Source organism: Clostridium sp. LS3 (genome assembly GCF_055330225.1).
Map to the genome: position 1 here is coordinate 1,891,617 of NZ_CM143921.1, position 14,410 is coordinate 1,906,026.

Genomic DNA, 14,410 nt, shown 5'->3' on the forward strand with positions numbered 1-14,410 from the left:
TGGTATATTTATAATAAATATAACTATATAATGGGAGGCTTTGAAAATGACATTGCAAGATAAAATTACAGAACTAAAAGAGTATTTAGGACAATATGAAAAGTTAAATGAAGCAATAAACTTAATTTATTGGGATATGAGAACAAATATGCCACCTAAAGCAGGAGAATCAAGATCTAAAGTTTTAGAATATCTATCAGGAGAAAGCTTTAAGATGATTACTAGCTCTAAGGTAGGAGATTTTATAAAGGATTTATCACAATATAAGAATGAAATGAATCTTACTGAACTTAGAATGCTAGAAGAGCTTGAAAGAAACTATAATGAAACAAAAAAAATACCACAAGATAGATATATAGCTTTTGTCGGTGTTTGTAGCAATTCAGAATTAGCTTGGGAAAAAGCTAAGGATGCAAATGATTTTGAGATATTCAAGCCTCATCTAGAAAAGGTAGTTGAATTTCAAAAGGAATTCATTAATTATTGGGGATATAAAAATGATAAATATGATACCCTTTTAGATAAATATGAGTTAGGACTTACAATTGAAAAATTAGATAAGGTATTTGCAGAGTTAAGAGATGGAATAATAGAAGTATTAAATAATATTAAAGCTAGCAATAAAAAGATTAATAATGATTTCTTATTTGGAAGTTTTGATACTAAAAAGCAAAAGGATTTATCATTATATATTTTAGAAAAAATAGGTTTTGATTTAGAAGCTGGTAGATTAGATGAAAGTATTCATCCTTTTACAACAAACTTTGGAAACAAAGATGTAAGATTAACTACTAATTATCATGAAGATGAATTTACCTCAGCTTTATTTAGTACAATTCATGAAGGTGGACATGGTATTTATGAACAAAACATAAGTGATGATTTAGAAAATACAGGACTTCAAACTGGAGCTTCTATGGCAATACATGAATCACAATCAAGATTTTATGAAAATATATTAGGAAGAAGCAAAGAATTCTGTTCTTATCTATTGCCTATAGCTAAAGAGTATTTTGAAGACTTTAAAAATGTTACTTTAGATGAATTTTATGAAGCTATGAATTATGTTGAAACATCTTTAATTAGAACAGAAGCAGATGAATTAACATATGGACTTCATATTATAATAAGATATGAAATAGAAAAAGAATTAATTAATGGCAGAATAACAGTAGCTGAGCTTAAAGATTTATGGAATAAAAAATACAAAGAATATTTAGGAGTTGAGCCTAAAACTGATAGTGAGGGAATACTTCAAGACATGCATTGGTCAGATGGTTCTTTTGGATACTTCCCAAGTTATGCTTTAGGTAATTTATATGGAGCTCAAATGTTCTATAAACTATTAGAAGAAAAGCCAAATGTAATGGAAGCTGTTAAAGAGGGTAACTTTATTGAAATAACAAACTGGTTAAAAGAAAAAGTTCATATTCATGGTTCTTTATATACTCCAGGAGAAATTATAAAAAATATAACTGGAGAAGAACTTAATCCTAAATACTTTATAGATTATTTAAAAAATAAGTATTATAAAATATATGATATAAAATAGTACAAGAATTTTAAGGTGCTGTATCAAAACAACTTTTGATACAGCACCTTTTTATATAAAATATTTTAATTATATAAATATTAAAATCCAATAAAAAATATATATTGAAAATTTAAAGTACTAGAAAATAAAAGATATAAATAATACTTATTTTAACATATAAATTTAAGTAAATAATATATATGAAATATGTAACATAGGTAATGAATTAATAAAAGATATATTTTTTAAATTAAACTCTATGTTTAGCTAAATAAGAAGATACATAATGTATGAACAATGAAAAAAGAGAGGTAAATATGAGCTATAGCAATGAGCTAATAAAAATAGAAGATGGATTACCTATTAAAGTTTATATATATAGCATTTACGAAAGTAAACTTCAATGTCATAAAGAAATAGAAATTATATTAGTTTTAAAAGGGAGCCTTAATATTAGAGTTGGTAACAATATATATTTTCTTAAAGAAAGAGACCTTATCTTATTAAATAGTAATGAAGTTCATAATTTAATAAAAACTAAGGAAGATAATATTATATTAGAAGCTAATATAGATAGTGATTATTATGCTTTAATATATACTCTATTTAATAATACTAAGTTCGATTGTAAATCTTTTATTTATAGTGATGATGAGCAAAAAAAATTTGATGCTATAAGGTATTATTTAGCTAAAATAGTATGGGAATTAACTGAAAAAAGAAGGGGTTATCAGTTTATAGTTGGAAGTGATATAAATTTACTTGGAGCACATTTAATAAATAATTTTACTTATGATATTGAAGATAAGGAAAGTATAACTAAAGACTTAGCTAGAATTCAAAATATTTTAAAGTATATTAATGATAATTTAGATAGAAAAATAACTTTACTTGAAATAGCCAATAGAGAGAATTTAAGTATTTATTATTTATCTCATTTTATTAAAAAGAATATAGGAATATCATTTCAAGAATATATAAATAATGCAAGAATAGACAAAGCATTAAACTTACTATTAAGGACAAAGAATTCTATAACAGAAATTGCATATGAAAGTGGATTTTCAAGTACAAGAACCTTTAATGAGCTTTTCAAAAATATTTATAAATGCTCTCCTAGAGAATATAGAAAAGATAATAAATATCTAAGTAGCAACTCTAATATAGAAGAATATAAAAATGAATATAAAACAGAGATCTTAAGAAATATATTTTCATATTTAAGTCTATGTAATAGTGATATATAAAATTCTAAAGACCTGCTCATATGTGATCACGCAACTATCATATCAACAAAAATATCTGACAAATCCCAAATTTTAAATACTTTAAATATATTATATAAAAATAATTAGTTTCTTTTAAAAATAATTATCCTATAGCAAAAAAGTGTATATATAATAGCAAAAACAATATAGATGAATTTGTGGGAATAAATTACAATTCATATGCGTGATAAAATATGAAAGGATTTTGTAATGATTTCTAACAAAAAAATTAAACCTAAGATAATATCGATTATTGTTACCATATTTTTTCTTATTCAAATGTCTTTTCCTGCATATGCTAATGATAATTTAACTAAAGATGAAAATAAGGCAATAGATACTATCAAATCTGTAGTCTTGAAAGATTCAAAGAGCAATATAATTGATGAGAATACTGAATATCCAATGGACCAAGGAGCTAAAGTATCCTTATTTTATAACTGGGAAATAAGCAATGGAGAAGAGGTTAAGGCTGGAGATTATACAGAAATACAAGTACCTAAAGTATTTAGTATATATAATACTGTTGAAGGTGATCTTTATATAGGAGATGGAGAATCAGTAGGAAAATTTTATCTAAACATGGATGGTAAACTAAGACTTGTTTTTAATGATTATGCAAATACTCATTCAAATGTAAAAGGAACAGTACAATTTAATAGTGAGTTTAATAAAGAAGTTATTAAAGGAGAAAATCCAGTCAAAATTACCTTCCCAATTTCTAATAAAGAAGAAAAAACAATAGTAATAAGATTTAAGCCAGAAAATATAGCATCTTCAGTAGAAAAGAGTGGTATAGCTAATAAACCAGTAAATTCAGATAAAATAGCATGGACAATAGATGTAAATAAAACACTATCAAAAGTAGATAATGCATTAATTGAGGATGTTTTTGATGAGTCCTTAAGTTTTGAGGAAGCCTCTCTAAAGGTATATAAATTAAATGTAAATTTAGATGGAAGTACAACTTTAGGGGATATAGTAGATTCAAGTAAATATACATTTGATAAGACAAAAAATGGTTTTAAACTAAATTTAGGAAGTATAAATAGTGCATATAGAATATCTTATAGCACAAAAATAATTGATAGAAGTAAAACTTTATTTTCTAATAAAGCAAATTTCAATGGAGAAGAATCTACTGGGAAAGTTACTATAAATAAAGGAAGCGATTTAAGTAAAAAAGGAGAAGCAGATAAGACATTTAATAGTAGTAAAATTAAATGGACTATTGATGTAAATAAATCAATGTCCAATATAAATGAAGCTATTGTTGAAGATACAATGCAAGCAGGATTATCTTTAGATAAAAGTTCCATAAAGGTATATAAATTAACTCTAAAAGATGATGGAAGTATTTTAAATAAGACTATAGTAAATCCATCAGAATATACTTTAAGTTTTGATCCTTATGAAAATCCATCTTTATTTAAGGTGAATTTAGGAAATATATCTGATTCATATCAAATAGAATATGATACAAATATTACAGATAAAACTAAAACTAGTTTTTCAAATAATGCTAGTTTTTCAGGTCAAAATGTATTCTACACAGTAAATATAAGAAGAGGAAGTTTAATAAGTAAAAGTGGTAAAGAAACCATAGGTTATAATGAAAAGTATATTATATGGACAATTGATGTAAATACTGGGGAAGAATCAATAGATCAAACTATAGTAGAGGATACTATTAAACCAGGTTTGAGCTTTGATAAAAGCTCACTTAAGGTTTATAAATTAAAGTTAGATAACAATGGAAATGCTACTATAGATGGAGATGCTTTATCAGGATATATAGCAGAAGATATAAAAAATGAAAATGGAAATACAAGTTTTAAGGTTAATTTAGGAAGTATAAATAGTGCCTATAGATTAGTCTATAGAACTGATATTACAAACATTGATGAAGTAAGTTTTAGCAATGAAGCTTTTCTTAATGGAGTTGGAACAGGAAACATTATTAAAAGACCTACAATTATAAATAGTTTTACAAAATCATCAGATGGTAGTATAGATTATTCTAAAAAGACAATGGGATGGAAAATAACTATAAATCCATTAAAAGAGCCTATTAAAGATTTAGTGGTAACAGATACATTTCCAAATGGAGGATTATCATTAATTAGTGATACTTTTATAGTAAAGAAAGGTAATACCACTTTAAAAAAGGATATTAATTATAAGCTAGAACTTATAGAAGCTAATAATTTAACTAAAGGATTTAAGGTTATATTTTTAGAAGATGTTAAGGATGCTTTATATACAATAACTTATAGAACAAATTTTGATCCTGAAATACATTTGAATATAGCTAATAAAACAAAGTATGTAAATGAAGCTGTATTTACAGGAAGCAATATAAAAACGCCGATAACTAAATCAGCAACTCAAACAATAAGCAATATAGCAAGTGATAATGGTAATAAATCAGGGGTTTTAGATAGAGACAAAAAAGAAATTACTTGGACAATCAATTTAAATTATTTATCTAAAAATATAGAAAATATAGAAGTCTTAGATATTATAAAAGATAATCAAGTAATAGATAAGGATTCTATAGAAGTTTATGAGTATTCGGTTGAAGCAAATGGTAATATGAAGGTTGGGAAAAAGGTAGATAATAGTAAATACACAATAAAAGAAATAAATGAAAAAAGCTTTAAAATAGAAATAAATAGCGTAACTAGTGCGTATAGGATTATTTTTAAAACAAAAATAATAGGTAAATCTCAATCAGAATACCTAAACACCACAACTGTAGGTGATGTTGATTATTCAGGAAAGGTAATTTATACAGATCATGATAAGTTTGTAGAAAAAGAAGGGCAACAAATAGGAAAAAACATCAAATGGAAAATAGCTGTAAATAAGAGTTTATCAGAAATAGAAAATGCAACTTTAGTTGATACATTAAGTGAAGGGCATCAAGTTATAGAAGATAGTTTTAAAGTTTATAAAGCTTCAGATAATAGTTTATATACTGACTATAAGGTTACAGTTAGCCCAGCAGATTTCACAAGTGGTAAACAAATATTTAAATTTGAATTTTTAAAACCAATTGATACTATGTATTACGTAGAATATGAAACTAAGATAATAACAGATGTAGATTATTCTAAAATATCAAATAGTGTTTATTTCGAAGGTGATGGATTTACAACTGAAAACCAACCATTTGAAAAAGAAATAGTAGTTAGAATTACAGATGGATCAGGTACTGGAAGTGGAGAAGTAGGTAGTCTAAGAATAGTGAAAATTGATGCTGATAATGAAGAAATGAAGCTAGCAGGAGCAGAGTTTGACTTATATGATTCAAAAGAAAGATTTATAGGAAAGGCAGTTACTGATGAAAATGGTGTTATAGAAGTTCCTAAATTAAAATTTGGAAGATACACACTTCAGGAAGTAAAGGCTCCAGTAGGATATCAGCTCTTGGATGAAGAGAAAAATATAGAAGTATCTATAACCTCAAAGGAAAAATTAGATCTTGTAGTTAAAAACTATAAATTAGGTAGTATTTCAATAATAAAAACAGATAGCAAAAATAAAGAAAAATTACTACAGGGTGCTAAGTTTGAACTTAGAAATTTAGATAATGAGGTAATTGAAACAGTAGTAACAGGAGAAAAAGGTGAAACTAAATTTACAAATATACCATACGGAGAATATAAACTAGTAGAAATAGAAGCTCCAAAGGGATATGTTTTAGACAATAATGAAAGAGAAATTAAAATAGATAAAGAAGTTAAGGATATTAACTTAAATTTTGAGAACGAAGAAATACCATCAATTCCAGTGGAACCTGAATTATTACTAGGATCGATTTCTATAAAGAAGGTAGATAGCAAAAGTAAAGAAAAGTTATTACAAGGTGCTAAATTTGAACTTAGAAATTTAGACAATGAGGCAATTGAAACAGTAGTAACAGGGGAAAATGGTGAAGCTAAATTTACAAATATACCATACGGAGAATATAAACTAGTAGAAATAGAAGCTCCAAAGGGATATTTATTAAACAATAATGAAAGAGAAATTAAAATAGATAAAGAAGCTAAGGATATTAATTTAAGTATTGAAAATGAAGAAATACCAATAATTCCAGTGGAACCTGAATTATTACTAGGATCAATTTCTATAAAGAAGGTAGATAGTAATAATAAAGAAAAATTATTACAAGGTGCTAAATTTGAACTTAGAAATTTAAAGGAAGAGGTAATTGCAACAGTAGTAACAGGGGAAAATGGTGAGGCTAAATTTATAAATATACCATATGGAGAATATAAACTGGTAGAAATAGAAGCTCCAAAGGGATATGTCTTAGATAATAATGAAGAAAAGATTATCATAAATGAAGAAAATAAAGAGATAAAATTAGAAATTAAAAACTCAAAAGATTCTATAAAAACTGAAGAACCAAGTAAACCTAATAAAGATATTACAATAACCCCAAAAAACAATAAGGGTTTGCCTAAAACTGGAGGCAGAAGTACTGCAGGATTATATGTTTTGGCTTTAGCAACAATATCATTAGGATTATATTTAAGAAAAAATAAATAATATACAGGCTTAATAGTATTAAAAAATATTATTAAGCCTATTTTATTAATTGAAATGATATAATGTATATAAATTAGGCTGTGTTAGAGGAAAGTATCGATATGAAAGTCACTTTATATAATATAAACAAAAATACCTAACAGAGACATAAATTAAAAAGATGGAGTATTTCAATGGGAAAGTTTAAAGATTTATATATTAAATATTATAATTTAGATAAAGAAACTAAAGAAGTTATAAAATCTTACTCTCAAGAATTTATAATTGATAAAGATAATAGAAAATTATCAATAGCACAGTATATTTTAAAATCTAATAATTACATATGTGAAGTTAAAGCAATTGAAGGAACGGCACACCTTTGGACTTGGAGTGATTTTAGAAGAGAAGCTAAAGCTAGGGTGTTAAGCTATAAGACTGAAACTAATATTATATTAAGTCAGCTATTAGAGTTTTATAGTGAACCTGATTTAGAGATATTAAATAAATATGAATTAGAAATAGTAAAAACACTTAACTAAATATTATTAGAATTATAATAAATTTTATATTAGGATATTTACTACAGAAAGAATGAAATTCTAAAAATTTGTTTGTATGTGATTACGGAACTATCATATCAACAAAAATATTTAACAGAGCCACGGTTAAGGATGTATCTTAATGGAGGGATTAATAAGATATGAATTTTAAGAGTATTAGAGGAACATTTAAATCATTTCAACAATTATTAATTACTATGGAAAATTTACAAAGAAAGCAGTCAACCCTTTTAGTAGGAGTAGATGGATGTGGAGGATCTGGAAAAAGTACATTTGCAAAAGAAATTGCAGAATTAAGTAATGAAATAACAATTATACATATGGACGATTTTTATTTGCCGTCAAATTCAAGAATAAATGATACCCTATAGGAAAAGCCTATTGGTGCAGATTTTGACTGGCAAAGATTAAGAAAACAAGTGCTGGTACCATTAGCAAATAATGAAGAAGGAAATTATCAAAGATATGATTGGTGTTCCGATTCATTAAGCGATTGGCATAGAGTATCTGTTGGTGGAATTGTAATTATAGAAGGTGTATATTCAACGAGAAAAGAATTAGCAGATTTTTATGATTTTAAAATTTTCGTTGATTGTCCAAGAGAATTGAGACTGAGAAGAGGAATTGCACGTGATGGAGAATCAGTAAAGGATATATGGGAAAAAGTATGGATGGTAGAAGAAGATAAATACATGATAGAACATAGACCATCTGAAGGAGCAGATTTAGTAGTAAATGGCTATGGAGATAATTAGAAGATATTGTCCTAATATTCTTATAAAATAATTAATACAGAGAAACTAACTTTAAAAAGTAGAGCCAATAAATATTTTTTATTGGCTCTACTTTTATATTTATTTACATAACATACAAATATATAACTTCCTAAAGTATTGTTAAAACAAAGCTTTTTATAGTTTAGGTCTAGATAATTAAATGTATTTTCTGGGAAATAATGGAATAAGAATATCAACAATAATACATTGTGGTCACTTGAACTAGTATATAGTTATCAAAAACTAATCTATCGATATTATGCTTCTCCATAATATCTTGAGAAATACAAAAATCCTAGTTTTTCCACTTTGTAACTTCTTAATTTATTTCCGGTAGCCCTATCTATTGGTGCTTTATCAAAAATATAAAATCTTGTTGTATCGCTTTCTAAGTCTTTATGAACCATGTCCTCTTTTATATTAGAAGTTAATGAAACCTTAGGATGACCCATAATAAATACATGAGTTCTTAATGCAATTTTAGGCGTAATATGCAATCCAACAAATAACACTATAAAACAAGATATAGTAATTATTATTTTTGATTTTAACTTCATTTTTATTCTCTCCCCAAATCAATTTAATTGTAATAAATGAAAGAACTGTAAATTATATATTGGTATCATACCATTTTTTATTATATACTCAAAGTATAAAAAGCAATTTATGATATGTCATTTGAGGAATATGGAATAATAAAGTGTTTATTCAAAAACTTTACAAAATTGTAATGTTATTTTAAAATAATTATAAAATAATACGTATTTTTAATTTATAAATTAGGAGAAAAACATGATAATACATGACTATCACAATAAAAAATATATTGAAATAAAAAATGATAAAATAATCTTTTATAGATTTTTATATAAAAGTACTTTAAATTTAAATAAAGTTAGAGCTGCTTATATAGATGATGATTATATTTTAAGAATATTATATGGAAAAAGAATTAAAACTTATAAAATAGCTAATATAAAAAATGATGAAAAGACTTTATTAAATGTATTAATAGAAGAATTAAATAAAGAAAAAATACTTTTTTCAACAAATGTACATTATGTGTATCCAAAATGGTTCTGGATTATATATATTTCTATCACTATAGGAAATATGATTAGATCTAATATTATTTTTGAGCCGTTATTTTGGGTTATAGTTTTATCAATTATTGTAACTGCTATACTTCCATTCCATACTTCTAATTTTATTTATGATTATAGAAATAATTTAATTAAGTTAGAAGCAATTGCTTTTAAAACTAAAGAATATCACTTAGAAAAAGACAAGCTTAACCTTATATATAAACCTGTAGATAAAATATATAAATTAAAGGTAAATAAAATTGATACTGTTTTAATAAGGTCTAATATAATTTATCCAATAGATTATAAAGATAAGTTGCGTGAATTATATAATATTAGTCAAGGATAGCATTTGCTATCCTTGACTTTTTAAATTATTAGCATATTCAATTATATCCTTTAATGCTTTTTCTCCATTCATAGTTCCAAAGGTTTTCATATCTAAAACATCATATTTAATTGAATAAGGTTCCATGATTTTCTTTATTGAAGGTAACAAAAATCTAACTTGAGGGCATATTAAAATTAAATCAATAAGATTATTTAAACTATAATCATTTACTGAGGATTCTTTTATAAATTCAGCAGGACCATAAGCAAGGATAAGATTATACTTCTCGTTATATTCTTTATAATTTAATATAACATTCATAATATCTTCAATAAGAATATTGTCTTCAGTGGAAGCATTTTTTATTTTTGAACAAAACAAACTAGAAGTAAGCCCTCCAGCACAACATATATAAACTAACAATTTGAAATACCCCCTATATTTTAATTATATAAATATTTACTAATATATAATTCTATTATATATAAAGATGCAAAGTTATAAAATCAAATATAATAACTTTTTATTAAAAATATCTTTAATCTTAATAAAATATGTAGCACTTATAAAAATTACCTAGGTCTTAAATCTGCAAATTTTATTGAATGATAACAAAAAAAATCCTATTATACATAGGAAGGAAGGTGATTTTATGAAAGAAAAAAGTTTGAAAGCTCATGAAAATTGGAAAGGAAAAATAGAAGTTGTAAGTAGGTGCCCTGTAAATAGCAATGAAGATTTAGCAGTTGCATATACTCCTGGTGTATCTTATCCTTGCTTAGAAATCGAAAAGGATAGTGAAGCTTCATATAAATACACTAGACGAGGAAACTTAGTTGGTGTAATTACTGATGGAAGTGCTGTGTTAGGACTTGGGAATATTGGGCCTTTAGCTGCAATGCCTGTTATGGAGGGTAAATGTCTTTTATTTAAAGAATTTGCAGGAGTTGATGCATTTCCTATATGTATAAATGATAATGATGTAGATGTGTTAGTAAATACAATAAAGCTTATAGAAGGTAGTTTTGGTGCAATAAATTTAGAGGATATAAGTGCACCACGTTGTTTTGAAATTGAAGAAAGATTAAATGAAATTTGTGATATTCCAGTTTTTCATGATGATCAACATGGTACAGCCATTGCAGTTTTAGCAGCACTTTTAAATGCTATTAAAGTTGTAAAAAAAGGCTTTGATATTAAAATTGTAGTTAATGGAGCTGGAGCTGCAGGAATAGCTATAGCTAATTTAATATTTGAAGCTGGATTTCATAATGTTGTAATTTGTGACAGATATGGTATAATCACAAGTGATAATTCAAGTAATAAATATCAAAAAGAATGTGCTATTAAATTTAACAAAAATGAAACTGGTACACTTAAAGAAGTATTAGTTGGAGCAGATGTATTTATAGGGGTTAGTGCTGGAAATATACTAACAAAAGAAATAGCAGAATCAATGAATAAAGATGCTATAATATTTGCTTTAGCAAATCCAACTCCAGAGATAATGCCTGAAGTAGCTAAGGAAGCTAATGTAAAGGTTATAGCGACTGGAAGAAGTGATTATCCTAATCAAATAAATAACTTATTAGTGTTCCCAGGAATAATTAAAGGAGCTTTAAAAGCACGTGTTAATAGAATTACTACAAAAATGCAATTAGAAGTTGCTAAAGAAATTTCTAACTGTATAAATGAAAATGAACTAAATGCTGATAATATAATTCCAAGTGTGTTTGATAAGAAGATTGTAGATTTGGTTTGTGATGTAATTTGTAGTTTTAAAAAGTAAGGAGTTTTTATGGAGAAGTTAGCTAAATTATTTAATAAATTAACTAATAGTGAGCAGAAGGTATTTACATATATTTATACTAATCAACAAAAAGTAATAAAAATGAAAATAAGTGATTTAGCTAAGGAGACATTTACTTCCAAAACTGTAATTATTAATTTATCACAAAAACTAGGCTTTGAGGGCTTCTCTGATTTGAAATATTATTTAAAGTCAAATAATAATGCCGAAGATGATATAAAGGTTTTAGAAGACTTACAATATGGACTAAGACAAAATATCGAGAAAACCTTTGTAATCATAGAAGCAGATTTATATAAAAAAATTTCTAGAGAAGTTATAGAAGCTAAAACTGTATATGTTTTTGCAAGGGGGACAAGCAAAGCTGCTGGTTACTATTTAAATCATATACTATTAACTTTGGGAATTAAGTGTATTTTTGTTAAGGATTATAATTTATTAACCTTAGTTGGAAGTACATTAGAAAGTGATGAATTAGTTATTTTAATATCCTTATCAGGTAGTACTCAAAAGATATTAGAGGTAGCTAACATAGCTAAAGTTAAAGGGTGTAGAACTATAGCTATAACATCATTTGGAAATAACGAACTATCAAGAATTAGTGATTATACCTTACATTGTGTAGCTAGTGAGACAGAAACTAAATTTAACGATAGTATATCTAGAATAGGAATGTTTATTGTAATTGAAATGCTAGTAAATTCAATTAAAGAGTTTAATAAAAAATAGCTCGTATGTATGCGGGCTATTTTTTTGTGACCTAGTTCACTTCTTGTGATCTGAGACTTTATAAAGGAAAAGAGTATCACTCATAGTTATTGCAACATTTTCTAACAGAAAGTAAAATGTTTATTGAGAAGAGCGCTCTTTTAAGTAAAGGTATTCATAAAATATATTTAATTTAATAAATGGAGGAAGGCGAAATGTCAAAAGAGTTTAGTCAAAAGATTCAACAATTTGGTAGAACATTATTACTACCAATTGCAGTTATGGCGCCAGTAGGAATGATTCTAGGTATAACGGGAGCCCTTGTTCAATCTTATATGATTGCAAGATTCCCATTCCTAGGTAATCAAGTTCTTAATACTATATTAGTTAACATAAGAACTATAGCAGGTGCTGTTTTTGACAATATTCCATTAATGTTTGCAATGGGTGTTGCATATGGAATGTCAAAAAAAGATAAGGGAATCTCAGTATTTGCAGCAACAATAGGGTATATAATTTTAATTGTATCAATGAATGTATGGTTAAATGTAACTGGAAAGTTAGCAGCACCAGAAGTTATGAGTCAATTTGGTCAAATAAAAGTATTAGGAATACAAACCATGAATGTAAACGCTTTAGGAGGAATTATAACAGGTTTAGTTGCAGCATGGGCAACAGATAAATTCTATAAACTTGAATTACCAATTGCATTTGCATTCTTTTCAGGTAAAAAATCAGTTCCTATAATAACAATGGGAATAATGGTTGCAATTGGTTTAACAATACCATTTATATGGGAAATATTTGTAGCTTTATTAACTAAGTTATCTGTAGTTTTCTTAAGCCCAGTAGGACCATTCTTTACAGCAGCAGGTGAAAGATTATTTATTCCTTTTGGACTTCACCATCTATGGAATGCTTTATTTAGATTTACAGAGGCGGGAGGTTCTTATGTTATAAATGGAGAAACCTTTGTTGGTGTTGTTCCTACTTTAAATGAAGTATTATTCAAACAAGGACCTACTAGTGAATATTGGAGCATGATGCCTTCATTAACAAGATTTATGGCACAACAACAAATGCTATGTACATTATTTGCTTTCCCAGCTATAGGACTAGCAATGTATAAAACAGCTTATAAAGAAAATAAAAAGTTAGTTAAGTCTTTAATGATAACTTGTATTGTAACAGCTCTTTTAGGTAATGTTACAGAACCATTAGAATTTTCATTTGTATTTATTGCACCATTATTGTATGTAGCTTATGCATGCATAATAGGAATAGGAGCAGTAGCATTATCTTTTTCTGGTGTAGCAATAGGATATATAAGAGGTACTATTTTCGACTTTGCAATATTTGGATTACTTTATGAAAATACTCATTGGGTTAGCTTTGTGATAATAGGTTTGATACTAGCAGTTGTAACTTATTTTGTATTCAAATGGGCAATAATAAAGTTTGATTTAAAAACTCCAGGAAGAGAAGATTCTCCATCAGCAGACAACACACTTATAAAAGAAAAGAGATATGATGAAATAGCAAAAATTGTTATACAAGGCTTAGGTGGAAAATCAAATATTAAAAATGTAGATAACTGTATAACTCGTTTAAGAATAGACTTAGGAGATGTTAAAGAAGTAGATCGTAAAATTTTAGAGGGGTCTGGTTGTACAGGGATATTCTTCCCAGCAGCTAAGCATATTCATATAGTTTATGGACCTTTAGTTGAATTTGTTAGAAATGCAGTAGATGAAGAATTAGAAAATATGTAAAATTAAAAAAATACAGTGGAGGGATAG

General features: G+C 26.4%; 12 protein-coding genes. 10 read left to right on the forward strand and 2 right to left on the reverse strand.

Annotated elements, in window-relative coordinates:
• Positions 1 to 46 precede the first annotated feature (46 nt).
• The 6 genes from ACZJV1_RS08775 (at position 47) to ACZJV1_RS08800 (ending at position 8,656) form a co-directional block, all read left to right on the forward strand.
• Complete coding sequence (locus tag ACZJV1_RS08775; protein ID WP_463652075.1) at positions 47 to 1,552, forward strand: carboxypeptidase M32; 1,506 nt, start codon at positions 47 to 49, stop codon at positions 1,550 to 1,552.
• A gap of 272 nt (positions 1,553 to 1,824) precedes the next feature.
• Entirely contained in the window at positions 1,825 to 2,781 is a 957-nt protein-coding gene (locus ACZJV1_RS08780; protein WP_463652076.1) for an AraC family transcriptional regulator, read from the forward strand.
• Positions 2,782 to 3,012: 231 nt separating this feature from the next.
• The gene (locus tag ACZJV1_RS08785) at positions 3,013 to 7,359 is read left to right on the forward strand and encodes a collagen binding domain-containing protein (RefSeq protein ID WP_463652077.1); all 4,347 of its coding nucleotides are present in this window, start codon (positions 3,013 to 3,015) and stop codon (positions 7,357 to 7,359) included.
• A 173-nt stretch (positions 7,360 to 7,532) separates the two neighbouring features.
• Positions 7,533 to 7,880 carry a hypothetical protein gene (locus ACZJV1_RS08790; protein WP_460288744.1) on the forward strand — a complete coding sequence of 116 codons (348 nt, stop codon included), beginning with the start codon at positions 7,533 to 7,535 and terminating at the stop codon, positions 7,878 to 7,880.
• A gap of 161 nt (positions 7,881 to 8,041) precedes the next feature.
• Complete coding sequence (locus tag ACZJV1_RS08795) at positions 8,042 to 8,272, forward strand: hypothetical protein (protein WP_463652078.1); 231 nt, start codon at positions 8,042 to 8,044, stop codon at positions 8,270 to 8,272.
• 9 nt (positions 8,273 to 8,281) lie between these two features.
• Positions 8,282 to 8,656, forward strand: a complete 375-nt coding sequence (locus tag ACZJV1_RS08800) for a uridine kinase family protein (RefSeq protein ID WP_463652153.1) — start codon at positions 8,282 to 8,284, stop codon at positions 8,654 to 8,656.
• Between the two features lie 278 nt (positions 8,657 to 8,934).
• Here the strand turns inward: ACZJV1_RS08800 and ACZJV1_RS08805 are convergent, their stop codons facing one another.
• Positions 8,935 to 9,234 carry a hypothetical protein gene (locus ACZJV1_RS08805; protein ID WP_463652079.1) on the reverse strand — a complete coding sequence of 100 codons (300 nt, stop codon included), beginning with the start codon at positions 9,232 to 9,234 and terminating at the stop codon, positions 8,935 to 8,937.
• Between the two features lie 235 nt (positions 9,235 to 9,469).
• Between ACZJV1_RS08805 and ACZJV1_RS08810 the strand changes: the two genes are divergently transcribed.
• Positions 9,470 to 10,111 (forward strand): hypothetical protein, encoded by a 642-nt coding sequence (locus tag ACZJV1_RS08810; RefSeq protein WP_463652080.1) that lies wholly within the window; start codon positions 9,470 to 9,472, stop codon positions 10,109 to 10,111.
• Positions 10,112 to 10,117: 6 nt separating this feature from the next.
• On the opposite strand, the gene ACZJV1_RS08815 is transcribed toward ACZJV1_RS08810, so the two are convergent.
• The gene (locus tag ACZJV1_RS08815) at positions 10,118 to 10,516 is read right to left on the reverse strand and encodes a PTS sugar transporter subunit IIB (RefSeq protein WP_463652081.1); all 399 of its coding nucleotides are present in this window, start codon (positions 10,514 to 10,516) and stop codon (positions 10,118 to 10,120) included.
• 229 nt (positions 10,517 to 10,745) lie between these two features.
• On the opposite strand from ACZJV1_RS08815, the gene ACZJV1_RS08820 reads away from it, so the two are divergent.
• The 3 genes from ACZJV1_RS08820 (at position 10,746) to ACZJV1_RS08830 (ending at position 14,383) form a co-directional block, all read left to right on the forward strand.
• The gene (locus ACZJV1_RS08820) at positions 10,746 to 11,882 is read left to right on the forward strand and encodes an NAD(P)-dependent malic enzyme (protein ID WP_463652082.1); all 1,137 of its coding nucleotides are present in this window, start codon (positions 10,746 to 10,748) and stop codon (positions 11,880 to 11,882) included.
• 9 nt (positions 11,883 to 11,891) lie between these two features.
• Positions 11,892 to 12,632 (forward strand): MurR/RpiR family transcriptional regulator, encoded by a 741-nt coding sequence (locus ACZJV1_RS08825; protein WP_463652083.1) that lies wholly within the window; start codon positions 11,892 to 11,894, stop codon positions 12,630 to 12,632.
• Positions 12,633 to 12,826: 194 nt separating this feature from the next.
• Positions 12,827 to 14,383 (forward strand): PTS transporter subunit EIIC, encoded by a 1,557-nt coding sequence (locus tag ACZJV1_RS08830; RefSeq protein ID WP_463652084.1) that lies wholly within the window; start codon positions 12,827 to 12,829, stop codon positions 14,381 to 14,383.
• Positions 14,384 to 14,410: the final 27 nt, after the last annotated feature.